This is a genomic window from Nocardioides jensenii JCM 1364 = NBRC 14755, assembly GCF_001552535.1.
GTDB classification, from domain to species: Bacteria; Actinomycetota; Actinomycetes; order Propionibacteriales; family Nocardioidaceae; genus Nocardioides; species Nocardioides jensenii.
In genome coordinates, this window is the sequence record NZ_BCRJ01000094.1 from 1 (window position 1) to 24,876 (window position 24,876).

Annotated in this window: 23 protein-coding genes; 9 read left to right on the forward strand and 14 right to left on the reverse strand. The window is 69.4% G+C overall.

The features are described from left to right. Positions 1-7 precede the first annotated feature (7 nt). From NJ4_RS19560 to NJ4_RS19575, 4 genes are all read right to left on the reverse strand, one after another. The gene (locus NJ4_RS19560) at positions 8-1,246 is read right to left on the reverse strand and encodes an SfnB family sulfur acquisition oxidoreductase (protein ID WP_082748919.1); all 1,239 of its coding nucleotides are present in this window, start codon (positions 1,244-1,246) and stop codon (positions 8-10) included. Further along, positions 1,243-2,355: a dimethylsulfone monooxygenase SfnG gene (sfnG, locus tag NJ4_RS19565; RefSeq protein ID WP_067439144.1), complete on the reverse strand. Its 1,113-nt coding sequence runs from the start codon at positions 2,353-2,355 to the stop codon at positions 1,243-1,245. The genes NJ4_RS19560 and sfnG overlap by 4 nt, the downstream gene beginning before the upstream one ends. Positions 2,356-2,470: 115 nt before the next feature. Continuing rightward, positions 2,471-3,748: an acyl-CoA dehydrogenase family protein gene (locus NJ4_RS19570; protein WP_082748921.1), complete on the reverse strand. Its 1,278-nt coding sequence runs from the start codon at positions 3,746-3,748 to the stop codon at positions 2,471-2,473. 45 nt (positions 3,749-3,793) lie between these two features. Beyond that, a complete protein-coding gene (locus tag NJ4_RS19575; RefSeq protein WP_067439147.1) occupies positions 3,794-5,020 on the reverse strand; it encodes an acyl-CoA dehydrogenase family protein in 1,227 nt (408 codons plus the stop codon). Positions 5,021-5,178: 158 nt separating this feature from the next. On the opposite strand from NJ4_RS19575, the gene NJ4_RS19580 reads away from it, so the two are divergent. After that, a complete protein-coding gene (locus NJ4_RS19580) occupies positions 5,179-6,087 on the forward strand; it encodes a LysR family transcriptional regulator (protein WP_067439151.1) in 909 nt (302 codons plus the stop codon). 35 nt (positions 6,088-6,122) lie between these two features. Continuing rightward, positions 6,123-7,103 carry a DUF4349 domain-containing protein gene (locus tag NJ4_RS19585; RefSeq protein ID WP_067439154.1) on the forward strand — a complete coding sequence of 327 codons (981 nt, stop codon included), beginning with the start codon at positions 6,123-6,125 and terminating at the stop codon, positions 7,101-7,103. A gap of 27 nt (positions 7,104-7,130) precedes the next feature. Here the strand turns inward: NJ4_RS19585 and hemE are convergent, their stop codons facing one another. Continuing rightward, entirely contained in the window at positions 7,131-8,171 is a 1,041-nt protein-coding gene (gene hemE / locus NJ4_RS19590) for a uroporphyrinogen decarboxylase (protein WP_217996924.1), read from the reverse strand. Between the two features lie 110 nt (positions 8,172-8,281). Here hemE and NJ4_RS19595 point away from each other — a divergent pair, with 110 nt between their 5' ends. Together NJ4_RS19595 and NJ4_RS19600 are read left to right on the forward strand one after the other, a co-directional pair. Next, positions 8,282-8,908: a DUF3000 domain-containing protein gene (locus NJ4_RS19595; protein ID WP_067439157.1), complete on the forward strand. Its 627-nt coding sequence runs from the start codon at positions 8,282-8,284 to the stop codon at positions 8,906-8,908. Then, the gene (locus NJ4_RS19600; protein ID WP_067439160.1) at positions 8,905-10,221 is read left to right on the forward strand and encodes a ribonuclease D; all 1,317 of its coding nucleotides are present in this window, start codon (positions 8,905-8,907) and stop codon (positions 10,219-10,221) included. The genes NJ4_RS19595 and NJ4_RS19600 overlap by 4 nt, the downstream gene beginning before the upstream one ends. Before the next feature lie 65 nt (positions 10,222-10,286). Here the strand turns inward: NJ4_RS19600 and NJ4_RS19605 are convergent, their stop codons facing one another. Continuing rightward, the gene (locus NJ4_RS19605) at positions 10,287-11,618 is read right to left on the reverse strand and encodes an ABC transporter substrate-binding protein (RefSeq protein ID WP_067439163.1); all 1,332 of its coding nucleotides are present in this window, start codon (positions 11,616-11,618) and stop codon (positions 10,287-10,289) included. A gap of 100 nt (positions 11,619-11,718) precedes the next feature. Between NJ4_RS19605 and NJ4_RS25750 the strand changes: the two genes are divergently transcribed. Further along, positions 11,719-12,495: a hypothetical protein gene (locus NJ4_RS25750; protein WP_067439166.1), complete on the forward strand. Its 777-nt coding sequence runs from the start codon at positions 11,719-11,721 to the stop codon at positions 12,493-12,495. Positions 12,496-12,845: 350 nt separating this feature from the next. Here NJ4_RS25750 and NJ4_RS19615 read toward each other — a convergent pair whose 3' ends face one another. From NJ4_RS19615 to NJ4_RS19645, 7 genes are all read right to left on the reverse strand, one after another. Next, on the reverse strand, positions 12,846-13,709 hold the full coding sequence (locus tag NJ4_RS19615; protein ID WP_067439169.1) for an aldo/keto reductase: 864 nt from the start codon (positions 13,707-13,709) through the stop codon (positions 12,846-12,848). 95 nt (positions 13,710-13,804) lie between these two features. Beyond that, positions 13,805-14,188 carry a type II toxin-antitoxin system PemK/MazF family toxin gene (locus NJ4_RS19620; protein ID WP_067439172.1) on the reverse strand — a complete coding sequence of 128 codons (384 nt, stop codon included), beginning with the start codon at positions 14,186-14,188 and terminating at the stop codon, positions 13,805-13,807. Between the two features lie 239 nt (positions 14,189-14,427). After that, on the reverse strand, positions 14,428-14,985 hold the full coding sequence (locus tag NJ4_RS19625) for a hypothetical protein (protein WP_067439175.1): 558 nt from the start codon (positions 14,983-14,985) through the stop codon (positions 14,428-14,430). 152 nt (positions 14,986-15,137) lie between these two features. Continuing rightward, positions 15,138-18,980, reverse strand: coding sequence for an ATP-dependent RNA helicase HrpA (hrpA, locus tag NJ4_RS19630; protein ID WP_067439178.1), 3,843 nt, complete (start codon positions 18,978-18,980; stop codon positions 15,138-15,140). A 52-nt stretch (positions 18,981-19,032) separates the two neighbouring features. After that, positions 19,033-20,301 (reverse strand): hypothetical protein, encoded by a 1,269-nt coding sequence (locus tag NJ4_RS19635; protein WP_067439181.1) that lies wholly within the window; start codon positions 20,299-20,301, stop codon positions 19,033-19,035. After that, positions 20,298-20,813, reverse strand: a complete 516-nt coding sequence (locus NJ4_RS19640; RefSeq protein ID WP_067439184.1) for a SigE family RNA polymerase sigma factor — start codon at positions 20,811-20,813, stop codon at positions 20,298-20,300. Before NJ4_RS19640 ends, NJ4_RS19635 begins: the two co-directional genes overlap by 4 nt. A 100-nt stretch (positions 20,814-20,913) precedes the next feature. Beyond that, positions 20,914-21,267, reverse strand: coding sequence for a hypothetical protein (locus NJ4_RS19645; protein ID WP_067439187.1), 354 nt, complete (start codon positions 21,265-21,267; stop codon positions 20,914-20,916). Between the two features lie 113 nt (positions 21,268-21,380). Here NJ4_RS19645 and NJ4_RS19650 point away from each other — a divergent pair, with 113 nt between their 5' ends. Next, positions 21,381-21,536 carry a hypothetical protein gene (locus NJ4_RS19650; RefSeq protein WP_157551235.1) on the forward strand — a complete coding sequence of 52 codons (156 nt, stop codon included), beginning with the start codon at positions 21,381-21,383 and terminating at the stop codon, positions 21,534-21,536. A 48-nt stretch (positions 21,537-21,584) separates the two neighbouring features. After that, complete coding sequence (locus tag NJ4_RS26055; protein WP_169799297.1) at positions 21,585-21,728, forward strand: GPGG-motif small membrane protein; 144 nt, start codon at positions 21,585-21,587, stop codon at positions 21,726-21,728. 27 nt (positions 21,729-21,755) lie between these two features. Here the strand turns inward: NJ4_RS26055 and NJ4_RS19655 are convergent, their stop codons facing one another. Then, positions 21,756-22,349, reverse strand: a complete 594-nt coding sequence (locus NJ4_RS19655; RefSeq protein ID WP_067439193.1) for a TetR/AcrR family transcriptional regulator — start codon at positions 22,347-22,349, stop codon at positions 21,756-21,758. A gap of 73 nt (positions 22,350-22,422) precedes the next feature. Between NJ4_RS19655 and NJ4_RS19660 the strand changes: the two genes are divergently transcribed. Both NJ4_RS19660 and NJ4_RS19665 read left to right on the forward strand, forming a co-directional pair. Beyond that, positions 22,423-23,931: a flavin-containing monooxygenase gene (locus tag NJ4_RS19660; protein WP_067439196.1), complete on the forward strand. Its 1,509-nt coding sequence runs from the start codon at positions 22,423-22,425 to the stop codon at positions 23,929-23,931. Continuing rightward, on the forward strand, positions 23,928-24,764 hold the full coding sequence (locus NJ4_RS19665; protein WP_067439199.1) for an SDR family NAD(P)-dependent oxidoreductase: 837 nt from the start codon (positions 23,928-23,930) through the stop codon (positions 24,762-24,764). Before NJ4_RS19660 ends, NJ4_RS19665 begins: the two co-directional genes overlap by 4 nt. The last annotated feature ends 112 nt before the right edge of the window (positions 24,765-24,876 follow it).

The following is a 24,876-nucleotide window of genomic DNA, read 5'->3' on the forward strand; positions in this document are numbered from 1 at the left end:
TCGAGATTCAGATCTGGCCGTGGTTGGGTGGGAGAGTCCCGTCGACCGCGAAGTGGCCGAGGTGCTGCACCTTCCATGCCGCGGGGTCGTGCAGCGTGTGGGTGCGGGCGTTGCGCCAGTGCCGATCGAGGTTGAGTCCGGCCAGCGCGGAGCGGGTGCCGGAGACCTCGAAGAGCCGACTGGCCACCTCGACGGCCGCCGCGGTGGTCGAGGCCCGGGCGGCCGCCACGGCGAGACTCGCCTCGCCCGCCGACTGGGCGGTGAGTACGTCGTCTGCCCGGTCGATCGCACGACCGGCCTCGGCAAGCAACGCCTCCGCGCCGCGCACCTGCAGCTCGAGCTCGCCGAAGGCATGCACGATCAGCGGGTCGTCGGCGGCACGCTCGACACCGGCGTCGGGATAGGGCCGGCTCTTGCTGCGCACGAACGATGCGGCCTCATCCAGTGCCGCGCGGGCGATGCCGGCGTCGATGGCGGCATGCATCAGCTGGGCGAAGGCGCCGTACGTCTGGGGTGCCTCAAAGGTGAGGTGGAACGGCGTGATCCGTTCGTGGCGTACGTCGACGCCGTCGAGCTCGACGGTGCCACTGGCCGTGGTCCGTTGACCGAGGCCGTCCCAGTCGTCGGTCACGGTGACGCCCTGGGCATGGCGTTCGACCCAGGCGACATGCAGCGGACCGTCGACGCCGAGGTGGGTCAGCACGGGGATCCAGTCGGCGAACAGCGCGCCGGTGCAGTAGCCCTTCACCCCGTCAAGGCGGTAGCCCCCGTCGTACGTCGTGAGGGTGGTGCGGATGTCGCGCACGTGTTTGGTGCCGGTCTCTGACTGGGCGTTGCCGAAGCGCTTGCCGCGCAGCACCTCGCCGAAGAAGAACGCCTTCTGCTCATCGGTCGCGTGGTGACGTAGCGCGTTGACGTAGACGAAGTGGCTGTGCGGGATCTGCGCCACTGACGGGTCACCCTGGGCCAGGGCGCGGAACACCTCGGCAACGACCTCGCCGCGCAGGTCAGCGCCGCCGTACGTCGCGGGGACCGTGATCGCGAGGAGCCCGCTGGCCGAGAGCCGGTCGAGCTCGGCGGTCGGCAGGATGCGCTCGGCGTCGCGTCGGGCGGCGCCCTCGGCGAGCTCCGCGCCGATCTCGCGGGCCACCTGGACGGCTTGGTCGGCGGTGAGGACCGGCACCGCTGCGTGGTCTCGACGAGCGCTCGCCGGCGCTTGCTGCTCGAGCACCGAAGCGGCGCTCATGCGGCACGCTCCGCCTCGGCCTGCTCCATCTCCCGGACGATGGGGAGCACGTGCTGGCCGAAGTACTGAACCTCTTCGTGGAAGTGCAGGTAGCCGAAGAGCATCAGGTTGACGCCGCGACGCTTGAACTCGACGATCCGCTCGGCGACCTGCTCAGGAGTGCCGATCAGGTTGGTGCGGAAACCGTCGTTGTACTGCACGAGATCCTCGAAGGAGGAGTCCTGCCACATGCCCTTCTTGTCCGACGTGGACTGCCCGGCCTGCTTGACCGCCGACCCGAAGCCTTCCACGGCCTCACGGTCGGCCTTGGCGACGATCTCGCGCAGGGTCTCCCGAGCTTCCTTCTCGGAGTCGCGGGCGATCATGAAGCCGTTCAGTCCAAACCGCACCGTGCGGTCGTGGGCCCGGGCCTCGCCACCGACGTCGGCGATCTGCTCGGAGATGCCGTCGGGGGTGTTGCCGTTGGAGAAGTACCAGTCCGAGACCCGGCCGGCCATCTTGCGGGCGTCGGCGGAGTTGCCGCCCTGGAAGATCTCGGGGTGCGGGCGTCCCTCACTGGCGAGCGGCTTCGGCTTCAGGTCGAAGTCGTGCAGGTTGTAGAAGTCGCCGTTGAACTCCGCGTGCTCAGAGGTCCAGATCTCGCGCACGTAGCGGATGAACTCCTCGGAACGGCGGTAGCGCTCACCGTGCTCGACCCAGCTCTCGCCCATCTTGGTGAACTCGTCCTTGAACCAGCCGCTCACCACGTTGATCGCGGCGCGGCCACCCGAGAGGTGGTCTGCGGTGGCGATGTACTTCGCGAGCACCCCCGGCTGCCACATCCCCGGGTGGACCGCGGCGATCACCTTGAGACGCTCGGTGGCGAGAAGCAGTGCGAGGCTGAAGCTGGTCGACTCGTGCTGGTACGCCGCGCCGTACGACGCCATGTAGCGCACCTGCGAGAGCGCGTAGTCGAAGCCGTTGTTCTCGGCCAGCTGGGCGAGCGTCTTGTTGTACTCATAGCCCCAGTCGGTGCGCTGCTCGATCTTGCTGACCACCAGACCCCCGCTGACGTTGGGCACCCAGTAGGCGAACTTCAGCGGGTCGGTGTTTGGTGCGATCGCGCTCATCGAAACTCCTTAATGACGTCTATGTCTAGTAGGTTGCTATATTTAGGTGCGGAGATCAAGGCGAGGCCGGCCACCACGCCGTCGCGTCTCGCTATGTGGTGATCGGCCCCGCCTGTCACCCGCATTCGCGGGCCTTCGTTCTGTCGCGCTTCGTCGTGCCGATCGCCCAGGCGTACGGCGGCGGTGTGCCGTTGACCTCGTAGGCGCCGACCACCCGCGCCTTGAGGATGCGCGGGTTGTGCGACGACACCGTGCGGGCGTTGCGCCAGTGCCGATCGAGCGCCTTCGCGCGAGACGTGGCCGAGGCACCGAGCGTGTCGAACAGGTCGCTGGTCGCCCTGAGGACCAGCTCGGTGACCACGACCTGGGCCGCCGCGGACTCGATCTCGGCCGCTTCGTTGATCGCGAGCACCCGGTCAGGCTCGGCCCCCGAGGCCTCGAACGCCGCCTGCACGGTTGTCGCGACCCGGAGCGTGGTCGCCTCGGCCGCATAGACCGCGGAGGAGATCTCTCCGATGCGGGCCAGGACCTGGGCGTCGTCGCGCACCCGGGCCGCATTCGCATGTGAGTAGTTGCGCTCGCGCCGCCGCACCTCGGCCACGGCATCACGCAGGGCTGCCCGGCCGATGCCACTCAAGGTGGCCAGCAGGTTCAGCTGGTAGACCGCGGTCTGGTAGGGGAAGCGCTCGGCGAAGACGAGCACGTTCGCGGCCTCGACCCGCACGTTGTCGAAGGTGGCCGTGCCACTGCCGGTCCCCCGTTGCCCGAACCCGTCCCAGTCGTCGGTGACGCTGAAGCCCGACTCGTCGGTGCGGACCAGGGCGATCACGAAGGTGCCATCCTCGCGCAGCGCGTAGACGTCGGCCCACTCGGCAAAGATCGTGCCGGTCGTGTAGTACTTCGTGCCGTTGAGGCGGAAGCCGTCGCCGTCCGAGCTCAGCACGGTCTGCTGGGTGTCGATCGTCGTCGAGCCGACCTCCGACCAGGCATTGCCGCCGATCTCGCCGGCCACGAAACGGTCGAACCAGGTGGCCTGGTCCACGCCGATCGCATGCTGGTGGAGCCGGTCCTCGGCAAGCGCGAAGTGGCCGCGCAGAGCCTGCGGCAGGTTGTTGTCGACGGCGGCCAGGTCGATCCAGAGCTGGGTCAGCTCGGGCCAGGTCAGCCCGGCGCCGCCGTGCTCGACCGGCACGCGCAGCGCGCCGTACCCGGCCTTCTTGAGCCAGTCGATCTGCTCGGCCGGCAGGGTGCCGTCGAGCTCGCGCTCGACCGCTCCGGCAGCGATCCTCTCCAGCAGCGGCTGGTACGACGACCGCACCTCGGCGAGCCTCGTGGTCGGAGCGGCGGGGCGCCCTGGGGCGACGTCCTGCCGAGCGGTGTCATTCAGGGTCATGTGGTTCACCTCGGGAGTTGTGGCGGAAGGTCGAAGGACGGTCGATCACGTGTACCAAGTGGGCTCGGGGAGCTCACCGAGCAACGTGTGGCGCCCCACCTCGGCACGCTTGTGGGCGACCGGGTCGTGGAGGCTGTGGGTGCGGATGTTGCGCCAGAACACGTCGAGACCGACCGAGTTGGCAGTCGCTCGGGCCCCGGTGACCTCGAAGATGCGGTTGGTCACCTCGAGTCCGGTGTCGATGGCCACCTGCTTCGCGGCGGCGATCAGGACGGCCGCCTCACCGCGCTCCCGCGCGGTCACCGAGTCAGCGTGGGCGTTGATCCGCTCGATCAGCACCGCGGCTCGCTCGGTGATCGCCTCGGCGGCCCACAGCTTCGACTGCAGGTCGCCGTACGTCTCGAGGATGTAGAACTCCTCCTGGGCGCTGGACTTCACATCCGTGGCATAGGGCCAGGCGCGGGTCTTGTCGCGGGTGTAGGTCGTCGCCGTCGACAGCGCGCCCTGGGCGATCCCGACGTAGATGTTGGCGAAGATCAACTGGATCAGCGGCACGTTCAGGGTGTTGTAGATCCGGGGCCGGAAGACGCGATCGACATGTCCGGCGGCGGCTTCCCACGGCACGTGGACGTCGACGATCTCGACACCGCCACTCTCGGTGAGACGCTGACCCAGGTTGTCCCAGTCACCGAGGAAGCGGATGCCCTCCTGCGCCGTGGGAACGATCGCAAAGATGTGGTTGTCGGTGCCCTCCAGGACCCCTTCGAGCACGGTGACGTCGGAGACCCTGCCGCCGGTCGAGAAGGACTTCTTGCCGTTGTAGACCAGCTCGTCGTCGACCTCGGTGATGACCAGATCGCTGTCGCGCGGATTCACCGCACCACCGAAGAACCACTGGTTCTCGACGGCCTGCTGCTCGACGGCCTCGATCTGCTCGGGGGTGCCGACCAGGCGGACCGCCCAGAACCACAGGTAGTGATAGCCGATCAGCTGCCCGATGGAGCCGTCTCCGGCGGAGATCGCCCGGATCACCCGGTTGGCCGTGGTCCAGTCCTGCCCACCCCCTCCGTGTTCGACCGGTCCGAGCAGGGTGACCAGGCCGGAGTCCTTGAGCAGGCGGACCTCGGCAACCGGCGTGGCGTTGGCCCGGTCACGCTCGACGGCGTCGACGGCAAGCTGGGTGGCCACGGCCTCGGCGCGAGCGACCCACTCCTCAGGTGTGCTGGGCAGTGGACCGGCCCAGGTGGATGTGGCCGGCGTGGTGATCGACATGTGTTCGCCTCTCGACAAGTGCTCTATTTGGATAATGTCTAGTGAACTAGTCTAGAATTATGGATGCAAGGAAAAGCGGGGCATTGGCAGTGGGCCAAAACCCGAGGGGGTGAGCGGCGCAACCTTCCACCGGTTGGTTGCACAGAAGGAGACACAGGGTGCGGATCGAGCAACTGCAGTACATCGCCGCGGTGACCCAGCACGGGTCACTGCGCAAGGCCAGTGAGTCCCTGCACCTCTCCCAGCCGGCGCTCAGCGAGGCGGTGAGCAAGCTGGAGCGGGAGCTGGGCGTGACCCTGCTCGACCGGCGCCGGTCGGGGGCTCGGATCAGCCGTCAGGGCAGGGATCTGCTCCAGAACATGGTTGAGGTGCTCGAGGCCGTCGGCCGGCTCCGCACCGCTGCCGGCGACCAGCAACTCAGCAGCCGCATGGTTCGGATGGGCACGGTCAACGCCGCCACCTCCACGCTGCTCGTGCCCGCCGTACGCGACTTCCAGCGGGCCAATCCCGGAACCACCGTCGAGGTGGTGAACACCCAGCAGGCCGAGATCCACCAGGGTCTGGCCGAGGGTGGTCTCGACCTCGGCCTGATCAATGTGCTCGAGGGGGACGACGTGCCCGTCGACCTCGACGGCACGCACCTGATCCACGGCCGGCCGGTGCTGATCTGTCGCCACGACCATCCGCTCGCGTCGTACGACCAGGTCAGTGTGACCCAACTGCGCGAGCACGAGTTCGTGGTGATGCGGGCCGGCTACCTGATGCACCGCTTCGTGCACCGCCTCTTCGGTGCCCAGATGCCACCGGTTGCGTTCAGCACGGACGGCGCCGAGATGGGCAAGGTGATGGTCGCCGAGGGACTCGGCGTCACCGTGCTTCCCGACTACAGCGTGATCGGCGATCCGATGGAGCGCGCCGGCCTGATCACGCACCGACCGATCAGCGGGGACGAGACCGGGGTCGGCCTGGTCATGCTGCAGCGTCGTGGGGAGCACCTCCCCCAGTCCGTCCGTGACCTGCAGGCCGGCCTGGTGGCCCACTCGCGGAGCTACCGCCGGGCCAGTTGACGGAACCGCGGGGCCGTCGCGCCCGTCCCACCTGCATGACGAAGCCACTCACGAGACTCGCCGTCCCGCTCCTCGCAGCCGGACTCATCGCACTCACGGGCTGCTCGTCGGGGGACGACTCCGACAGTGGCTCCTACTCCCCGACCGAGAGCCGGGCCGACGTCCAGTCCGACGTCCAGTTGGGCGACCGGGCCGAGAACCTGACCGATGCCGACGGAGACCCGGGGCCGGCCGCGAGCCAGGCCCCGTCGACCGCGTCGGAGAACGCCCCGGAGAAGAGCGGTGCCGGACGAACCGCACCGCAGGACAAGGCCGTGATCAGCACCGGCACCGTCTCGCTGCGCAGTGAGGACACGGAGCAGGCCCGCTTCGACCTCCAGAAGGTGCTCGACGCGCACGAGGGCACCATCGACGAGGAGAACACCTCCACCGACGACGGCGGCAAGGTCGACAACACCCGCCTCGTCGTACGCCTTCCGGTGACGGAGTTCGACCAGGCGATGACCGATCTCGCCGGCGTCGCCGAGCTGACCGGCTCGAGCCGCAGCTCGGAGGACGTCACCACCCAGGTGATCGACAACGACGTGCGGATCCGCGCCCAGGAGAAGAGCCTCGAGCGGATCGAGGTGCTGCTGGCGCGGGCCTCCGACATCGCCGACATCGTCTCCATCGAGGCCCAGCTCAGCTCACGCCAGGCAGAGCTCGACTCCCTCAAGTCGCAGCAGGCCTACCTGAGGGACCAGACCAGCCTCTCCACGATCACCATCCACCTCGAGCACGAGGACGCGACGGCCAAGGAGAAGAAGGACGACGACCAGCACAACGCGTTCGTCGGCGGCCTGCTCGACGGGTGGAACGCACTCACCGGGTTCGGCGCCGGCCTCGCCACGGTGGTCGGGGCACTGCTGCCGTTCGCCGTCGTGATCGGTCTGCTCGGCATCCCCGTGCTCGTGCTGTGGCGGCGCCTCCGAACGCGTCCGCAGTCGATCGCTCCCCCGGTCGCGAGCGCGGAATAGCCTCGGGGTCTCGCGAGGCCGGAACCCTCAGTCGAGGGGGTGGCCCTGGACGAACTCCGTCAGTGCCTTGAGCTGGTCGGGGTTCGTCGAGGGGATCACGCCGTGGCCGAGGTTGAAGATGTGGCCCTTGGCGGAGCGGCCGGCCTCGATGATCTCGCCGGCCCGCGCGGTCATCACCTCGGTCGGCGCGAAGACCAGGGTCGGGTCGAGGTTGCCCTGGACGCCCCGGTCACCGACGGCCTTGATGCCGTCCGCGAGCGGCGTACGCCAGTCGACGCCGACCACGTCGGCGCCGGCCTCACCCATCAGGGAGAGCAGGTTCGAGGTGCCGACACCGAAGTGGATCCGCGGCACGTCGAGCTCGCCGGCCGCGGCCAGCACCCGCGCGGAGTGCGGCATCACGTGCTCGCGGTAGTCGGCCGGGGTCAGCGCGCCGGCCCACGAGTCGAAGAGCTGGACGGCGGACGCGCCCGCCTCGACCTGGACCGTGAGGTAGTCCGCGGCGACACCGGCGATCTTGCGCATGAGCGCGTCCCACACGTCGGGGGCGCCGAACATCATCGCCTTGGTCTTCGCATGGTCCTTGGACGGTCCCCCCTCGACCAGGTAGGACGCCACCGTGAACGGGGCCCCGGCGAAGCCGATCAACGGGGTGCCGCCCAGCTCGCCGACCAGGTTGTGCACAGCCTGGGTGATGAAGGGGACGTGCTCGGGCGTCAGGTCCGGGATCGCCGCGACGTCGGCCAGCGTCTCGACCGGCTTCGCGACCACCGGCCCGACGCCCGGCACGATGTCGAGGTCGACCCCGACCGCCTTGAGCGGCAGCACGATGTCGGAGAAGAAGATCGCCGCGTCGACGCCGTAGCGGCGTACCGGCTGGAGGGTGATCTCGGTGACCAGGTCGGCGTTCATGCACGAGTCGAGCATCGCGACGCCCTCGCGAACCTTGAGGTACTCGGGCAGCGAGCGACCCGCCTGGCGCATGAACCACACCGGCGTGTGCGGCACGGGCTCCCCACGAGCGGCACGGAGGAAGGCGGAGTCACGAAGATCGGTGGAGGCAGTCACAGGTGAATCTTCGCAGGTCAGCCGCGAACCACCGATTCGCACTCGATGGATCGTGACCCGAGCGGCGTGGCACCCCTCCGGCCGGGGGGCCGCGGCCTAGTGTGGAGGGCATGGTGGTCCGGCAAGAGGCGCACCCGGGATCCGGTGCGGGCCTGCCCCCGGAGGAATTCCGGGTCGCGGTCGAAAGCATGAGCGCGGCACGACTGCGTCCTGAAGTGTTCTGCGAGTCGATGCCCGCACCGCAGCGCATCGCGCCCTACGCCAGTGCGCTCTCGGCCGACGTCACGGTCGACGACGCCGACATCGGCACCGGGCGCATCATCCTGCTGCACGACCCGGCGGGCAACGACGCGTGGGCCGGCACCTTCCGCTTCGTGGCCTACGCCCGCGCCGAGATCGACCCCGAGATGGTCACCGATCCCCTGCTGGGCGAGGTCGGCTGGTCCTGGCTGACCGAGGCACTCCAGGCCCATGGCGCCGAGTTCACGGCGCCGTCGGGCACCGTCACCCGGGTGGCCACCGAGAGCTACGGCTCGATGTCCGACGAGGACGCCACCGCTCAGCTCGAGATCCGCGCCTCGTGGACCCCCGTCGGACCCGACAACGGCGACCTCGACGTCTCCGCACATGTCGAGGCCTGGGGCGAGCTGCTGTGCACCGCCGTCGGCCTTGAGCCCGTGCCCGAGGGAGTGACCGCGATCCCCAGCCGCCGCGGCCAGCGCGGTCCCGCCCAGTGAGCGACACCGCCGAGACCCCCGACGAAGCCGCCGACGAGACCGCACCGGAGGCCACGCCCGCCCCGCTGCTGACGCTGCGTGACGGGCTTCCCCCCGTGATCGAGACCGAGGACGCGCTGGCCGAGGTGGTGGCCCGCTTCGCCGCCGGCACCGGCCCGGTCGCGATCGATGCCGAGCGAGCCTCGGGCTACCGATACTCCGCCCGCGCCTACCTGATCCAGCTGCGCCGCGAGGGCTCCGGCACGGCACTGGTCGACCCGATCGCGTTCGAGAACCTCGACGACCTGCAGACCGCGCTCGAGGGCGTGGAGTGGATCCTCCACGCCGCCACCCAGGACCTCGCCTGCCTGGCCGAGGTCGGGCTGCGCCCCTCCTCCCTGTTCGACACCGAGCTCGCCGGCCGGCTGCTGGGCTACCCCCGGGTCGGCCTGGCCACGCTGGTGGAGACCACCCTGGGCATGTCGCTGCGCAAGGAGCACTCGGCCGCCGACTGGTCCCGCCGCCCGCTGCCCGACTCCTGGCTCGAGTACGCCGCCCTCGACGTCGAGCCCCTCGTCGAGCTGCGGGCCGTGATGGCCGCCGAGCTCGACGAGTCGGGCAAGTCCGAGTGGGCACGTCAGGAGTTCGAGCACCTCCTGGACTTCACCCCCGCCAAACGAGCCGAGCCCTGGCGTCGTACGTCACAGCTGCACCGGGTCCGGGGACGCCGGGCACTGGCCGCCGTACGTGCCCTGTGGGAGGCCCGCAACGCAATCGCCGAGGAGCGTGACGTCACGCCCGGCCGCGTGCTCCCCGACTCCGCGATCATCGCGGCCGCCCTCGCGATGCCTGCCGACCGCGCCACCTTGCTGCGCACCCAGGGCTTCCACGGGCGCGGTGCCGACCGCTATGCGGCCACCTGGGTCAGCGCCCTCGCCGAGGCCCGCGAGATGCCCGAGACCGATCTGCCGCAGCGGGGCCCTCGCGGCGACGGGCCCCCCGTCGCCCGTGCCTGGGCCGAGAAGGATCCGGTGGCGGCTCGCCGGTTGAGCCGGGCGCGCACCGAGATGACGTCGTTGGCCGAGACCAACCACCTGCCGGTGGAGAACCTGCTCACCCCCGACACCCTGCGCCGCGTGCTCTGGACACCGCCTGCCACCCGCGACCCGGAGGCGCTCGCGGCCGGCGTCCGCGAGGCCTTGGCCGGTCTCGGTGCCCGGCAGTGGCAGATCGGCCTGGTGGAGCCGATCCTCACCGAGTCGATCCTGTTGGCCGACGTCGAGCCGCCCGAAGCCGACGACGCCCCCTCGTCCTCCTCTTCCTCCGACGTCTAGTCGGCAACGGCGCGACCCCCTCGGATTCACGTTCCGAGGGGGTCGTGTCGTTGCCGACGATCGGTTCAGCCGGTGGGTGTCGCCGACGGCTCTTGCTGGTTCTCCAGGACTGGCTTGGAGGCCTCGTCGATGGCGTCGGTCAGATCCTCGAGATCGAGCAGGCGGTTGTAGAACATCTTGTAGAGCGGGGCGTGCACGGCCTTCTCCAGGTCACTCCAGGAGTCGAGCAGCGGCGGCTGGACGATGTCGCGCACGGTGCGGTTGAACACCTCGGCGTGCGCCGGCAACTGGTCGGGCTGCAGGAAGGCCTTGTCCTCGGCGACCTCGTTGTTCGAGGGCACCAGGTAGCCGGCCTCGGCGACCCGCTCGACCGACTCGGTCGAGATGGTGTCGACCAGGAACTCGGCCGCCGCAGACACGCTGGCCGGCTGGGCACTGATGCACAGGCCGCTCACGTCACCCACGGTCGTCCCGGTGTCGAGCATCGGCATCGGCATCACGTCGAAGCTCAGACTGGGCGTCTTGCGCAACTCGGGGACCAGGGTCCGGTAGCCCGCGATCATGCCGAGCTTGCCCTTCTTGAACCGGTCCAGCGCCGACTCCTTGCGCAGCTGGCGCGGCGTCAGCGTCAGCTTGTCGGTGCGCAGGATGTCCATGGTGCGCAGCAGGGCCCCGCGTGAGGACTCCTCCGAGAGAGTGAGCGTGGTGGGTTGGCGCTGGTCGTCGAAGAGCTGGCCCCCACCGGAGTAGACGAACGGCGCGATGCCCTCCAGGGTCGGCTCGATGTAGACGCCCTTGGCGCCGGGGCGGTTCGAGGCGAACTCCGCGGCCGCGTTGAACTGGTCGAGGGTCCACGCGGCGTGAGAGGCAGGCGAGTCGAGACCCTGCTCCTTCATCGCCTCCCAGTCGATCAGGTTGGTGTTGTAGTACATGACCATCGGCGAGACGCCGTACGGCATGCACTGCAGGCGCCGGTCGATCGCGAACGCGTCGACCGCGTCACGCTTGTAGAAGTCGCCGAAGTCGACGCCACGCGAGTCCAGGAGCTCCTCGACCGGCTGGTTGAGGCCCTGTTTCGACACCTCCGCCAGGTCGCGCTGCGAGAGCAGGTAGACGTCCGGCGGGTTCTTCGCCTGGAGGCGGTCGATCACCTCGTCGGCGTCCTTGGCGGGCTCGAGGGTGACCTTGGTGGTCGGGTGCTCCTTGTTGAACTGGTCGACCGTCGACTGCATCGCGGCGACCTCTTCGTCGGGTCCGTAGGCCATGAAGGTCAGCTTGATCGGCTTCTTCACCGTGCCGATCGGATCCGCCTGGGGCTCGCCGGTGTCCGAGTCACATGCCCCCGCAAACAGTGCCAACAGGACCGCGCCACACGCCATCGCCGCACGAGTCTTCACGCCCGAACGCCCTTTCCTCGCCGCTTCATGTCAACCCACGATATCGGGACACACCGAGGACGCGACGTCCAGCACTCGATGTGACCCCTACGCTGACGCCATGGCATCCCTTCCCCGCCCGCTCCTCGGGCTCTCCGCGGGCCTGCTGGCCGTGACTGTTCTCACCTCGTGCGGTTCGGACGCCTCGAACGACGACACGAACGCCTCCGACCCGTCGGAGTCCACGTCGATCGAGGCCAGCGACTCGCCCAGCTCGGCGGATCCCACCGCCTCGGCTCCGACGGCCACCGACCCGGTGCCGGTGACCTCGGCTCCCCCGAGCTCCTCGTCGGTCGACCCCAGCAACCCCGTCGACGGGCTCTTCCTCACCGCCGAGGAGATGCCCGGCCTCAACGACCAGACGGTCTGGACCGACGCCGGCACCGAGCCCGAGGGAACGACGCCCTTCGGTGACTGTGCGAAGTTCTCCCTGGTCGACTCAGGGGCCGACGCCGCATCGGTGCGCAACTTCACGGCGGCGGGCTCACAGCGAGCGGCCCAGCTGATCGCGACCTTCGCCGACGCGAAGTCCGCCTGGCGGGTCGAGCAGGTGCTGCGCGGCTGGCACCGTGACTGCGCAAAGCAGCTCGACGCCGACGTCGAGAAGGTCAACCCGATCCTGCCGGCGACGGTCGGCACGGGCAAGGCGTTCACCTACCTGCTGCAGTTCGGCAAGGCTGACGCCGAGGAGCACCACTTCAACGGCGTCGCGGTGAACCGGCTCGGCGCCACGATCTCGATCGTGCTGATCGACAACGCCGGCCAGGACTACAACTACGACGTCGGCCAGGAGCCGGCCCAGCAGGCAGCGCGCGCGGTCGCCGACAAGCTCGGTTGATCGCTGCTTGCCCGGGCCCTGTCTGCCCGGGCCCTGTCTGCCCGGGCCCTGTCTGCCCGGGCCCTGTCTGCCCGGGCGCTGTCTGTCGGGCTCGTTCTGAAGGTGCCGAGTGGATGGGCTCAGGTGAGCCCACGTGAGCCCATTGACCCATTGAGCCCACGTGAGCACGGTCTGCTGGGTCTGCTGGACCAATTGGTCCAGCAGACCCAGTCCGCAAGCAGCACTGGTTGCAAGGGGCCCGCGGACCGTGTCGCAGGCGACCCGCTCGACATCTCAGAGCCGCCGTTCACCCGTTCACCCGGTCACCCGTTCACCCAGTCACCCGTTCACCCGGTCACCGGTTCAGGCGGTCAGGCGTTCAGGCGGGTGACCTCGTCGGCGCTCAACTCGAGGTGGGTCGCCTCGGCCGTGTCGCGGATCGACTCCGGCCGGCTGGCTCCCGGGATCGGGATGATGCTCGGCGAACGAGCCAGCAGCCAGGCGATGCAGGCCTGCTGGGGACTCACCCCGTGGGCCTCCCCCACCTCGGCGAAGGCCGCGAAGTCGTCGGCCAGGTCGGCGGCGTGCCGCATGCCTCCCAACGGACTCCAGGGCAGGAACGCCAGCCCGAGCTCCTCGCAGAGGTCGAGCTCGGGCTCACTGCTGCGGAAGCTCGGGCTGAACTGGTTCTGTACCGCGACCAGCGCGTCACCGAGGATGCCGTGGGCCTCCCGGATCTGATCGGGATTCGCGTTGGAGAGCCCCACGCGCTGCACCAACCCCTCGTCGTACAACTCCTTGAAGGCGCCGATCGTCTCGGCGTAGGGCACGGACGGGTCGGGACGGTGGTGCTGGTAGAGGTCGATCGACTCGACGCCGAGACGCTTGAGCGAGCCCTGCACGGCCTCCCGGATCCACTCAGGGCGCCCGTCGACCGGCCATTCGGCGCCCTCGCGACGGATGCCGCCCTTGGTCGCGACGAGCACCTCGGGTGAGCCGGCCGCGCGCAGGGCCTCGGCGACCAGCTCCTCGTTGTGGCCCAGGCCCGGTCCGTCGGGCGCGTAGCAGTCGGCGGTGTCGATGAACGTCACGCCGACCTCGAGCGCCGCGTGCACGGTGGCGATGGCCTCGTCGCGCGGCGGCAGCTCGCCGGTGGCGAACCTGTTGCGCGACAACGGCATGCCGCCGAGTCCGATGGCACTGACGGTGCGGTCGCCGAGCTCTCGTGTCTTCATGTTCCTGACGTTACCGAGACCCGGGGAACCCGTCGATCGTCCGTTACCGAGACCCGTTGAACCCGTCGATCGTCGCGCCGGGCCGAGCGGCCGTCTCAGCCGAGGTCGACGTACTCCCGGGAAGCCTCGACGACGCGCTCGAAGATCTGCCGGTCCAGGGCAGCACCCTCGCGGCGGAGGTCACCGTCAGGGAGGCGGAGCAGCCGGTTCAGGCGGACCTCGCTGGGGCGCCCGTCCCGGTCCCAGCCGCCCGATCCGACGTCCATCCAGAAGCGACCCTCCTCGGCCTCCTGGGCCTCGTCGCGGTCGTGGTCCTTGGAGGTGAGCTGCAGGGCGAGCCAGGTGTCGCCGTCCTTGGCGAGCAGCACGACCGGGCGGTCCTTGCCCTGGCTGGCGTCCTCCTCGTAGGGGACCCACGCCCACACCACCTCGCCGGGGTCGGGCTCGCCGTTCTCGATCGGTGCGTACGTCGCGTCCATGGAGCGACCCTAGCTTCCCGGCGCCGGTGGTTTCGGGACGCTCGTTCCTCGCTCCTCGACCACCGATTTCTCCCGGTGACCGGCGAAGTTGCCGCGGGCGGTTGAAGCGCCGATTACAATGTGACGAGTACGCCGGACCGCGGCAGCCCCGGGTCCCAAAATTAGCCGCTACGAGCGGCCACGCGCCGTGAGGCGCTCCCGGTCCGGCGTACTCAATCTTTGTTCGGACTGCCGAGACTTCAGGCCAGCCCGACGGCCAGTTCCTGGTGGGCCGCGGTCTCCAACTGCTCGGAGAGCACGAGCATCGGCCGGGCATCGGCACTGTGCAGGTGGGCGCGCCCGACCGAGATCACCCGCGCGAAGGCTGCCGCGCGCAGGAGCACGTCGGCGAACGCGCTCTCGGAGATGCCGGTCAGCACGGTGTCGATCATCGTGCGGACCTGGTCGGGCCCGGGCGGGTCAGCCACCCCGGCGACGACGCGGGCCACCTGGGCGGTGGCACGGCCGGCCTCGAACTGCGCCGCGGCCAACTGCGGTGAGGCATGCACCCAGGCGCGCAGGACGTAGAGCCGCCACAGACAGCCCGCCAGTGAGTCGGCCGGTGCCCCCGACCAGAGGTCGGCCAGCGTCTCGAGCCCCTCGACCTCGGCCAGGTGCAACAGTCGCCCGGCAACCTCACGGTCGTCACTGTCATGCGCGCCACGCACCAGCAGCTGTGCGGCTCGCTCGGCTGCCTCGGAGACCAGCGCCGGATCAGCACCGCCCACCAGCCCGTCGAAGAAGTCGGAGGTCTGCATGCTCGGACGGTGGTGCGGTCGTTCGGTCACCACGCCACAGTACTCAGCGGGGGTGCGGGTCGCGGGGCTCGGCCCTTGAGCGGTGCCGTGGTGGCTGGCGCGGCGTCACAACGCGTGTGGAGCGACCGTGACCCCGGGTGGCAAACGGAAAGCTAGCCGAGGGCCTTGCGGATGCGGGCGTCGCTGACGGTCTGCGCGGTGCCGAGGTGCTGGGCCCACAACGAGACGCGGTACTCCTCCAGCAGCCAGCGGACCCTGCGCAGCGCCTCCCCCGGTGGACGGCCCTCGGGCAGTGCCGCGACCCGGTGCAACCAGGCGTTCTGCAGCTCGCTGAGCTGGTCCATCAGCTGCCGGTCCTTCGCGACCTGGGCGTCCAGCCGCTCACGGCGTACGTCGATCGCGGCGAGGTAGCGCGGCAGCTGCCGCACCTGCTCGACGCCGGTCTCGGCGATGAAACCCCGGTGCACCAACCGGTCGAGCTGGGCACGCATGTCGGTGATCGCCGACAGGGTGGACATGTCGGCCCGACCACTGAGCGACTTGTCGGTGCGCCGCCAGGCCTCCAGCACCCGGAACACGTCGCGCATGACGCCGCGCACGTGGTCGGTCAGGTCGCGCTCGACGGCGGCCAGCAGCGCGTCGTACGCCGCCGTCGTGCGCACCGGTGGGCGGGCGTCGATCGCCTGCTGCAGGACCGCGGCCCGGCAGTCCTCGAGCAGCTCGGTCACGGTCGGGTAGGGCGACCCTGCCAGCGCCAGCTTCTCCGCGTTGCCGAGCGAGTCGAGGACCTCCTTGACGGGCGATGCGGTGCCCAGCACCAGCAGGCGCCGTACGCCGAGACGGTGTCGGGCCTCCTGCTCGTCGGCGGAGCCGAACACCTGCAGGCCGACACTCGAGCCCTCGTCGACCAGGGCCGGGAAGCCGCGCACCTCATGGCCGGCCCGGGTCTGGGTGAAGTCGGACTCGATCACCCCGAAGGTCCACGTGGTCTGACCGGTGACCGCAATCCCGGAGTCGGCGGCGACCTCGGCCATCGCGGCTGCGAACTTCGGCCGGAGCGGCGCCTTGAGTGCCTCCAGGTCCTTGCCGCGGGCCTGCTCACGCCCGGTCTCGTCGACCACCCGGAACGTCGGGCGCAGGTGCTCGGGCACCTTGTCCCAGTCCCAGGCCTCACGTGGGACCACGACGCCGGTGGTCGCCCGGAACCAGCGCTCGAGCGCCTCGAGCAGTGGCTCGTCGCCGACCGGCACCGCGGCCAGGAACTCGCGGGCCTTGTTGGGCGCCGGCACGAAGTTGACCCGCAGGTTCTTCGGCAGGCTGCGGATCAGGGCGGTGACCAGCTCCTCGCGCAGCCCGGGCACGTTCCAGCTGAACTGGTCGGACTCGACCCGGTTGAGCGTCGCCACCGGCACATCGATGGTGAGCCCGTCATCGGCCGAGCCCGGCTCGAAGTGGTAGCCGATCGGGAAGGTGAGGCCCTCGGCGTGCCAGTGCTCCGGATAGTCGTTGGCCCGCACCTCGTCGGCCGTGTCATGGGTGAGCATGTGCGGGTCGAAGGTGAGCAGGTTGCCGTTGCGCTGCCGCTCCTTCTTCCACCACGTGTCGAAGTGCGCGCCGCTGACCACGTCGGCGCCGATGCGGGCGTCGTAGAAGTCGAACAGGGTGTGCTCGTCGACGACGATGTCGCGTCGGCGAGCCCGGTGCTCGAGCTCCTCCGCCTCTTCGAGCAGCGCCTTGTTCTTGGCGTAGAACTTGTGCCGCCCGGTCTCCAGCGCCGGCCACTCGCCGTGGACCAGGGCGTGGCGGATGAAGAGCTCGCGGGCCAGCTCACGGTCGACCTTGCCGTAGTTGACCAGGCGGTCGGCGACCAGCGGTACGCCGTACAGCGTCACCCGTTCACGGGCCATCACCGCCGCCCGCTTGGCCGACCAGTGCGGCTCGGAGTAGTTGCGCTTGACCAGGTGCGCGCCGATCCGTTCGGCCCACTCGGGGTTGATCGCGGCGTTCTGCCTGGCCCACAACCGACTGGTCTCGACGAGTTCGGCGGCCATCAGGAACTGCGGGTTCTTCCGGGCCAGCCCGGAGCCGGGGAAGATCGCGAATCGGGCACCACGAGCGCCGAGATATTCGCGCATCGGTCGCCGGCCGCCGCTCGACCTGGTGTCCCGCTCCTCCAACGCACCGATGTGCGAGAGCAGCCCGGAGAGCAGGGCCTGGTGGATGCCGTCGGAGTCGGGCTGATCGGCCGGTTGACCGGCTGCGAGGCCCATCTCCTTGCAGACCTGGCGCAACTGGGACTCGAAGTCCTGCCACTCACGCACTCGCAGGTAGTTGAGGAACTCCCGTTTGCACAGGCGCCGGAACGCGCTGGAGGAGAGCTCCTTCTGCTGCGTCTTGAGGTAGCGCCACAGGTTGAGCCACGACATGAAGTCGGACTCGGGGTCCTTGAACCGGGCATGCTGCTGGTCGGCCTGCGCCCGCAGCTCGGTCGGGCGCTCACGCGGGTCCTGCAACGACAGGGCCGCCGCGATCACGACCACCTCGCGCACGCACCCGAGGCGTTCGGCCTCGAGGATCATCCGGCCCAGCCGCGGGTCCATGGGCAGCCGGGCCAGGCGACCGCCGAGCCTGGTGAGCTTGGGCCCGGTGACGGCGCCGAGCTCTTCGAGCAGCTGGGTGCCGGCCTGCACGTTGCGCTTGTCCGGCGGCTCGACGAACGGGAACCGGGCCACGTCGCCGAGGCCCAGTGAGGTCATCTGCAGGATCACCGAGGCCAGGTTGGTGCGCAGGATCTCGGGCTCGGTGAACTCGGGCCGGGCCTCGAAGTCCTCCTCGGAGTAGAGCCGGATGGCCACGCCCGCCGCGACCCGGCCGCACCGACCGGACCGCTGGTTGGCCGAAGCCTGGCTGATCGGCTCGATCGGCAGCCGCTGCACCTTGGTGCGCACCGAGTAGCGCGAGATGCGGGCGACGCCGGAGTCGATGACGTACCTGATCCCGGGCACGGTCAACGACGTCTCGGCGACGTTGGTGGCGAGCACGACCCGGCGGCCGCGGCCGGACCTGGGCGTCTCGAAGACCCGGTGCTGCTCTGCGGAGGAGAGCCGGGAGTAGAGCGGCACGATCTCGAGGGGGTTGCGCAGGTTCAGCTCACCGAGGACGTCGGCGGTGTCGCGGATCTCGCGCTCGCCGGGCAGGAAGACCAGGATGTCGCCGGGCCCCTCGGCAGCGAGCTCCCTGACTGCCTCCCCGATCGCCTCGGTCTGGTCGCGTACGACGACCTCGCCCTCGTCGTCGATTCCTTCCTCGCCGGTCGAGCCTGTCGAGACCAGGGGTCGGTAGCGGACCTCGACCGGATAGGTGCGACCGGAGACCTCGATGATCGGCGCCGGGGTCTCGATACGCTCGCTGGCGCTCGCTACTCGACCACCGGAATCGAGTCCGAAGTGCTGCGCGAAGCGTTCGGGGTCGATGGTGGCCGAGGTGATGATCAGCTTCAGGTCGGGCCGCCTGGTCAGCAACTGCTTGAGGTAGCCGAGGATGAAGTCGATGTTGAGGCTGCGCTCGTGGGCCTCGTCGATGATGAGGGTGTCGTACTTCTTGAGCATCCGGTCACGCTGCAGCTCGGCGAGCAGGATGCCGTCGGTCATCAGCTTCACCCGGCTGCTGCGCGACGTACGGTCGGTGAACCTGACCTGGTAGCCGACCACGTCGCCGAGCTCGGTGCCGAGCTCCTCGGCGATCCGTTCGGCCACACTGCGCGCGGCAATGCGCCGCGGCTGGGTGTGGCCGATCAGCCTGCCCTCGCGACCGCCCTGCCCACGCCCGAGCTCGAGGCAGATCTTGGGCAGCTGAGTGGTCTTGCCGGACCCGGTCTCGCCGGCCACGATCACCACCTGGTGGTCGCGAATGGCCGCCGCGATGTCGTCTCGACGGTCGCTGACGGGGAGGTCGGGGTAGGTGATCTCGAGGTCTGGCTGCACAACGCCGTCCATTATCCCGGTCGGCGCCACCGGGTTTCACCGCGGCGCCGGCCCGATCACCGAGTCACTGCTGCCAGCGAGGGTCCGTGACCAGTCCGGCCAACGCGTCGAGCGGTACGACGGGGGTCCCGCTGCCGGCCTTCCCCGTGTAGCGCACCCGAACCCACACGCGTCGGTCGGCTCCGTCGTGCCGGACGACGACACCGGCGCCCTGGGCGGCGTACTCCCACATCAGGTGCACCCGCTTGCCGTCGAGGAGCCTGTCGTCACAGGTCACGTAGTCCTCTGGGTCACAGTCGGAGTCGTCCTCGGCCACGATCGAGGAGACCGTGTCGTATCCCCAGGTCACCCATGCCGGACGTCGTCCCTCCCGTCCCACATTCGCACTCAGCTCACCGTGGGCGTAGTCGGCGCCGACGAGCTCGCCGTGCTTCCACTCCGGTCCGGTGCCCGAGAACATCGACCGTTGCAGAACGACGGTCACGTCCGAACCCGGCGACGACAGGTGCTCCTTGCCGATCGCCCTGGCCGGGGCCGCCATCGGGTCGACCGGAGCTTCGGGAGTGAGGTCCTCCTCCGGCAGGTCGGTGCCGGCCACTGCTGCCACGAACGTCTCTCGACTCACGTCGTGAGGCAGACCCGCCGCGTCGAAGACCACGTACTCACCGTCGTCCTGCCGGAAGCCCCACAGCGTCTCGCCCTCGTCGGAGGGCCGGCCCATCGACACGTCCTGCCCGGCAACGGACTTCTCCGTGCACCCGTCGTTGCAGAACCACGGCACATCGCGCAGCACAGCTGCCTTCGAGGCACCGAGACGGAACCAGACGTCGCTGTCGGTTCCCGCCCACCCGAACGTCGGCTGCACCAGGACCGGCGCGCCCTTGCGGACCGTCGAGGGCGTGCTCGACTCGGGCGGTCGGACCTGCCTGCCGATCGACCCGAGTGCGTTGATGACGTGGTTCAGGGCCGGCAGCGTGTTGGCGTCGAGCTCCACCGCGAGCGGCCGACTTCCGGGGAAGACCGGATTGCGCGCTCCCGTCTGCAACGTCTCCCAGGTGATCGGGTCGAGCCGTGAAGCCGCCGGCCGCGGGTCGTCCGCTCGATTCACGACCAGCGCGGTGCCGACACCGACCACGGCCACCGCTGCTGCGACCGCACCGATCTGCACCATCCGGCGGCGACGCAGGGCTCGGTGACCCCGGCGTACGTCGTCCGCGGTGGCCACCGTCGCCTGGCCCACGGGGTCGGAGAGTCGGGTCAGCCGGCCCTCGAGTTCGTCGCCCTCATTGATGTGGCTCCCGGTCATGTCGCCCCCACTCGTGTCGCCGCTCACGACAGTCCCGCCTCTCGCTCATCGGGTTGAGTCAGCGCGACCCGCAGCCGACGCAGCGCGTCGGACGTCTGGCTCTTGACGGTGCCGGCGCTGATGCCCAGGTCGGCGGCGGTCTCGTCGACGGAAAGCCCCCAGTAGTGCCGCAGCACGACGACCCGGCGTTGGCCCGGTGGCAGTGCGCGCAGTGCCGCCCACAGCTCGTCGTCGCGCTCGGGGTCAGTCGTCCCGCGTTCGAGGGCGGGCACGTCGAGGCCGGGGCGTTCCCTGTGCCAGGGCCGGGTCGCCTCCGTCAGGTGTGCGTTGACGACTGCTCGACGTACGTAGGCGTCCACCGAGTCCGCACGCCTGACCCTCGACCAGGCGACGTACACCTTGGACAGCGCGATCTGCACGATGTCCTCCGCACGGCCGGCATCCCCGCACAGCAGGTACGCCGCCCGGCGCAGCCGGTCGCGGCGGCTGGCGACGAACTCACTGAACTCGGCATCGCGCCGCGCCTTGTTGAGACTCATCCCGATCCCTCCCCCTCGACCGCCACAACCCTATTGACCGAGCGGGCTCGGCATCGGTTGGGTCTCGTCGAGAAGGAATCCTGCCGCAACTCTCGGAAGGTCAGGAGTCGGTGTTGTCCTGCTGACTGTCCTGCTGATTGTCCTGGTCGGGCGGCGCCATCCGGTCCTGGCCGTCGCCCGACTGGGTGCCGTCCTGTCCCGGCAGCTGCTGGCCGTTCTGTCCCGGCAGCTGGCCGAAGTTGCCGGGACCGTTGCCGCCCGGACCGCGCATCCCGCCCCGTCCGTCGTCGGAGCCGTTGCTGATCGCGCCGAGGGCGGCCCCACCGGTGCCGCCGAGGATCACACTGGCCAGCGCCACCGCCGCGACACCCCGGTAACCGAGCACCCGCTCCTTGAAGGGCCTGCGCTCGCCGGAGGGAGCGGACACCTGGGCGTTCTGGTTCTCGTCGTTCATGACTCCGAGCGTGCTCCGAGGACCTGTGCGCAGGCTGTGGGCGCGATGAAACCCGCCTGTGCCTCGTGAACGCACGGAATCTGTGGTCCACGCGCGGGAACACGACAGGAATCGTGCGTTCACGGGCAGCGCGGGTCGAGGTCGTCGTACTCACTGCGGCAAACCTCGCGGTCACTGTGATGCGGTTCCTGGCGATGCGACTGTGGATGTTCCGGACCGTCCCTGACCCGAAGCCGGCAATGGCCGCCGAAGATGCCGCGCTGCGTTAGGTTCTGACGGTGGTCGGCACCCGGTCGGCCACGGGAGGGAGAAGTTTCATGGCAACGCTGTTGTGGATCATCGCCGTCATCCTCGTGGTGTCCGGCATTCTCGCAATCATCCGCAAGCAGGTCGTGTGGGGAGCCGCGCTGATCGTGGTCGGCCTGCTCGTCGGTCCGGGTGGGGTCAGCATCTTCGGATGACCCGCCCTGCTCAGCCTGGCAACAGGCTCAGTCGAGCAGGGAGACCAAGACCGGCAGCGACCCGGCGAGCAGCTCGAGGACCTCGTCCCGGGTGACCCCGTCGGGTCGCTGTGCCCAGGTCAGCGCCACGTCCTCCGCGAACGCCGACCACGCGTGCACCATCAGACGCGTCGAGGGCGTGTCGAGCAGGATCAGCCCCTCGGAGTCCTCGTCGAAGAGCCGGTCGGTCAGCGCGGCGCGCGCCTCCTCGTAGATCGCCCGGATCGACGCGGTGCCCGCGGCGGCGCCCTTGACCAGCGAGAGATAGCCCTCGTAGTTGGCCTCGACGTAGTCGAGGTAGGCCGCCATCGAGGCCAACAGTCGCTCGAGCGGCTCGCCCTCGAGCGGCGGCGCGGTCTGCGCGATCAGGTCGTCGGCGGCACGGCGTACGACGGCCTCGTGGAAGTCGTGCTTGTTGCCGAAGTAGTGGTAGAGCAGGCCGCGTGAGATGCCGGCCTCCTCGGCGAGGATCTCGATCGAGAGCTCGTCGAGCGAGCGGGTGGCGAGCAGGTTCACCCCGAGGTCGAGCAGCTGCTCGCGCCGGGTCTCCGGGCTGAGCCGGATCCGTGGGGTGCTGGTCATGGCCTCACCCTACTGAACTCATTTCAACAAGGCTATTGACGGTTGTTCAGTAGGACGCGTAGCGTGCCGTGGCATGACCACTGTCAAGCATCTCGTCGTCGGGGCCGGCTTCGCCGGCCTCGGCATGGCGATCAAGCTCCAGGAGAGCGGCGAGGTCGACTTCCTCGTCATCGAGAAGGGCTCCGACGTCGGCGGCACCTGGCGTGCCAACGACTATCCCGGCGCCGCGTGCGACGTACCGAGCCAGCTCTACAGCTACTCCTTCGCACCCAACCCCGACTGGTCGATGTCGTTCTCCCCGCAGCCCGAGATCCAGGCCTACATCCGCCGGGTCGCACACGAGGCCGGCGTCCTCGACCGCTTCCGCTTCGAGGTCGCCCTCGAGACGGCCACCTGGGACGACGAGGCCCGCGCCTGGCAGGTCACCCTCTCCGACGGGTCGGGAGTCAGCGCAACCAACCTGATCTCCGGGGCCGGCGGACTCTCCGAGCCGAAGCTGCCCGACATCGACGGCATCGAGGGCTTCCAGGGAGAGGTCTTCCACTCCGCCCGCTGGAACCACGACGTCGACCTGACCGGCAAGCGCGTGGCCGTGATCGGCACCGGCGCCTCGGCGATCCAGATCGTGCCCGAGCTGCAGAAGGTCGTGGGCCACCTCGACGTCTACCAGCGCACTGCGCCCTACGTCCTCCCGCGCAACGACCGCCGCTACACCGGGGTCGAGAAGCTCGCCTTCCGTCACCTGCCGCTGGTGCAGAGGGCCTACCGGACCGCGATCTACTGGGGCCGCGAGCTCTACGTGCCCGGCTTCACCCTCGAGCCCAAGCTGGCCTGGCCGGCCAAGAAGCTGGCCCTGGGCAACATCGCCAAGGGCATCAACGACCCCGAGCTGCGCGCCACGGTCACCCCCGACTACGAGATCGGCTGCAAGCGCATCCTGATCTCCAACACCTACTACCCGGCGCTCGCCTCCGGCAACGTCGAGGTCGTCACCGACGGCATCGCCAAGATCACCGGCGACGCGGTCGTCACCAGCGACGGCGTCGAGCGGCCCGTCGACGTGCTCGTCGTGGCCACCGGCTTCTTCACCACCGAGCAGCCGATCGCCGCGGCCATCACCGGCCGAACGGGGGCGACCCTGGCCGAGACCTGGCGCGAGACCGGCATGGTCGCCTACAAGGGCACCACCGTGCACGGCTTCCCCAACCTCTTCCAGATCGTCGGCCCCAACACCGGTCTGGGCCACTCGAGCATGGTCTTCATCATCGAGTCGCAGATCGCCTACATCCTCGACGCGATCCGCACCATGGAGCGCGAGGGCTACTCCAGTGTGGAGCCGCACCTCGACGTGCAGAACCGGTGGAACGACGACCTCCAGCGACGGATGCAGCGGACCGTGTGGAACTCCGGCGGCTGCGCCAGCTGGTACCTCGACGAGGAGGGCCGGAACACGACATTGTGGCCACGCACCACGTTCACGTTCCGTCGTCTGCTCGCGCAGTTCGACGTGGCGTCGTACGCCGTGACCGGCCCCGCTCCCAGCCCGACTCCCGCCCCTACCAACGAGAAGGTGTCCGCATGAAGTCGCTCGAGAACAAGGTTGTCGTGATCAGCGGAGCCGGCTCCGGCATGGGCCGCGAGCTGGCACTGCTTGCCGCCGGCCGGGGTGCCAGGGTCGCCGTCTCCGACTGGAATCCGGACGGGCTCGAAGGCACCGTCGCGCTGCTGAAGGAGCAGGGCGCCGCCGACCTGCGCTCCGACGTCGTCGACGTCTCCGACCGCGCGGCGGTCAGGGCGTGGGCCGAGTCGGTGGCGGAGCAGTTCGGGGTCGTCAACGTCGTGGTCAACAACGCAGGCGTCAGCATGACCGGCGACTTCGAGGACATGACCTATGAGGAGTTCGACTGGATCGTCGGGGTGAACTTCAACGGCGTCGTCAACGGCACCAAGGAGTTCCTCCCCCACCTGATCGCGTCGGGCGACGGCGCGCTGATCAACGTCTCCAGTCTCTTCGGGCTGGTCTCGATGCCCGGCCAGTCGGCGTACAACGCGACGAAGTACGCCGTCCGCGGCTTCACCGAGGCACTGCGCGAGGAGATGCTGGTCAACAAGCACCCCGTGTCGGTGACCTGCATCCACCCCGGCGGCATCAAGACCGGCATCTCACGCAACGGCCGCAAGACCGCCGGCCAGGACGGCGGAACGATCGACCGGCTCTTCGACGAGAAGCTGGCCCGCATGTCGCCGCGCAAGGCAGCCGAGATCATCCTCACCGCCGGCATGAAGGGGAAGGCCCGGCAGCTGGTCGGCATCGATGCGCACGTGGTCCACCACTTCGCCAAGCTCGCCGGCTCGCGCTACCAGGACATCGTGGCGTTGGCCTCGAAGCGCGTCGTGCCCGCCAAGAAGGCCTGACCCGTCGTGAGTTCGGGGCGACCCGTCGTGAGTTCGGGGCGACCCGTCGTGAATTCGGGGCGACCCGTCGTGAATTCGGGGCGACCCGTCGTGAGTTCGTCGGGTGGCGCCA

Coding starts and splice junctions, on each gene's coding strand:
- NJ4_RS19620 (WP_067439172.1), bottom strand. CDS start 14,188: ATGGACGCGACGTACGCACCGATCGAGAACGGCGAGCCCGACCCCGGC.
- NJ4_RS19640 (WP_067439184.1), bottom strand. CDS start 20,813: ATGAGTCTCAACAAGGCGCGGCGCGATGCCGAGTTCAGTGAGTTCGTC.
- NJ4_RS19570 (WP_082748921.1), bottom strand. CDS start 3,748: ATGACCCTGAATGACACCGCTCGGCAGGACGTCGCCCCAGGGCGCCCC.
- NJ4_RS19560 (WP_082748919.1), bottom strand. CDS start 1,246: ATGAGCGCCGCTTCGGTGCTCGAGCAGCAAGCGCCGGCGAGCGCTCGT.
- hrpA (WP_067439178.1), bottom strand. CDS start 18,980: ATGGACGGCGTTGTGCAGCCAGACCTCGAGATCACCTACCCCGACCTC.
- NJ4_RS19585 (WP_067439154.1), top strand. CDS start 6,123: ATGACGAAGCCACTCACGAGACTCGCCGTCCCGCTCCTCGCAGCCGGA.
- NJ4_RS19645 (WP_067439187.1), bottom strand. CDS start 21,267: ATGAACGACGAGAACCAGAACGCCCAGGTGTCCGCTCCCTCCGGCGAG.
- NJ4_RS19615 (WP_067439169.1), bottom strand. CDS start 13,709: ATGAAGACACGAGAGCTCGGCGACCGCACCGTCAGTGCCATCGGACTC.
- sfnG (WP_067439144.1), bottom strand. CDS start 2,355: ATGAGCGCGATCGCACCAAACACCGACCCGCTGAAGTTCGCCTACTGG.
- NJ4_RS26055 (WP_169799297.1), top strand. CDS start 21,585: ATGGCAACGCTGTTGTGGATCATCGCCGTCATCCTCGTGGTGTCCGGC.
- NJ4_RS19625 (WP_067439175.1), bottom strand. CDS start 14,985: ATGCAGACCTCCGACTTCTTCGACGGGCTGGTGGGCGGTGCTGATCCG.
- NJ4_RS19660 (WP_067439196.1), top strand. CDS start 22,423: ATGACCACTGTCAAGCATCTCGTCGTCGGGGCCGGCTTCGCCGGCCTC.
- NJ4_RS25750 (WP_067439166.1), top strand. CDS start 11,719: ATGGCATCCCTTCCCCGCCCGCTCCTCGGGCTCTCCGCGGGCCTGCTG.
- NJ4_RS19595 (WP_067439157.1), top strand. CDS start 8,282: ATGGTGGTCCGGCAAGAGGCGCACCCGGGATCCGGTGCGGGCCTGCCC.
- NJ4_RS19655 (WP_067439193.1), bottom strand. CDS start 22,349: ATGACCAGCACCCCACGGATCCGGCTCAGCCCGGAGACCCGGCGCGAG.
- NJ4_RS19575 (WP_067439147.1), bottom strand. CDS start 5,020: ATGTCGATCACCACGCCGGCCACATCCACCTGGGCCGGTCCACTGCCC.
- NJ4_RS19665 (WP_067439199.1), top strand. CDS start 23,928: ATGAAGTCGCTCGAGAACAAGGTTGTCGTGATCAGCGGAGCCGGCTCC.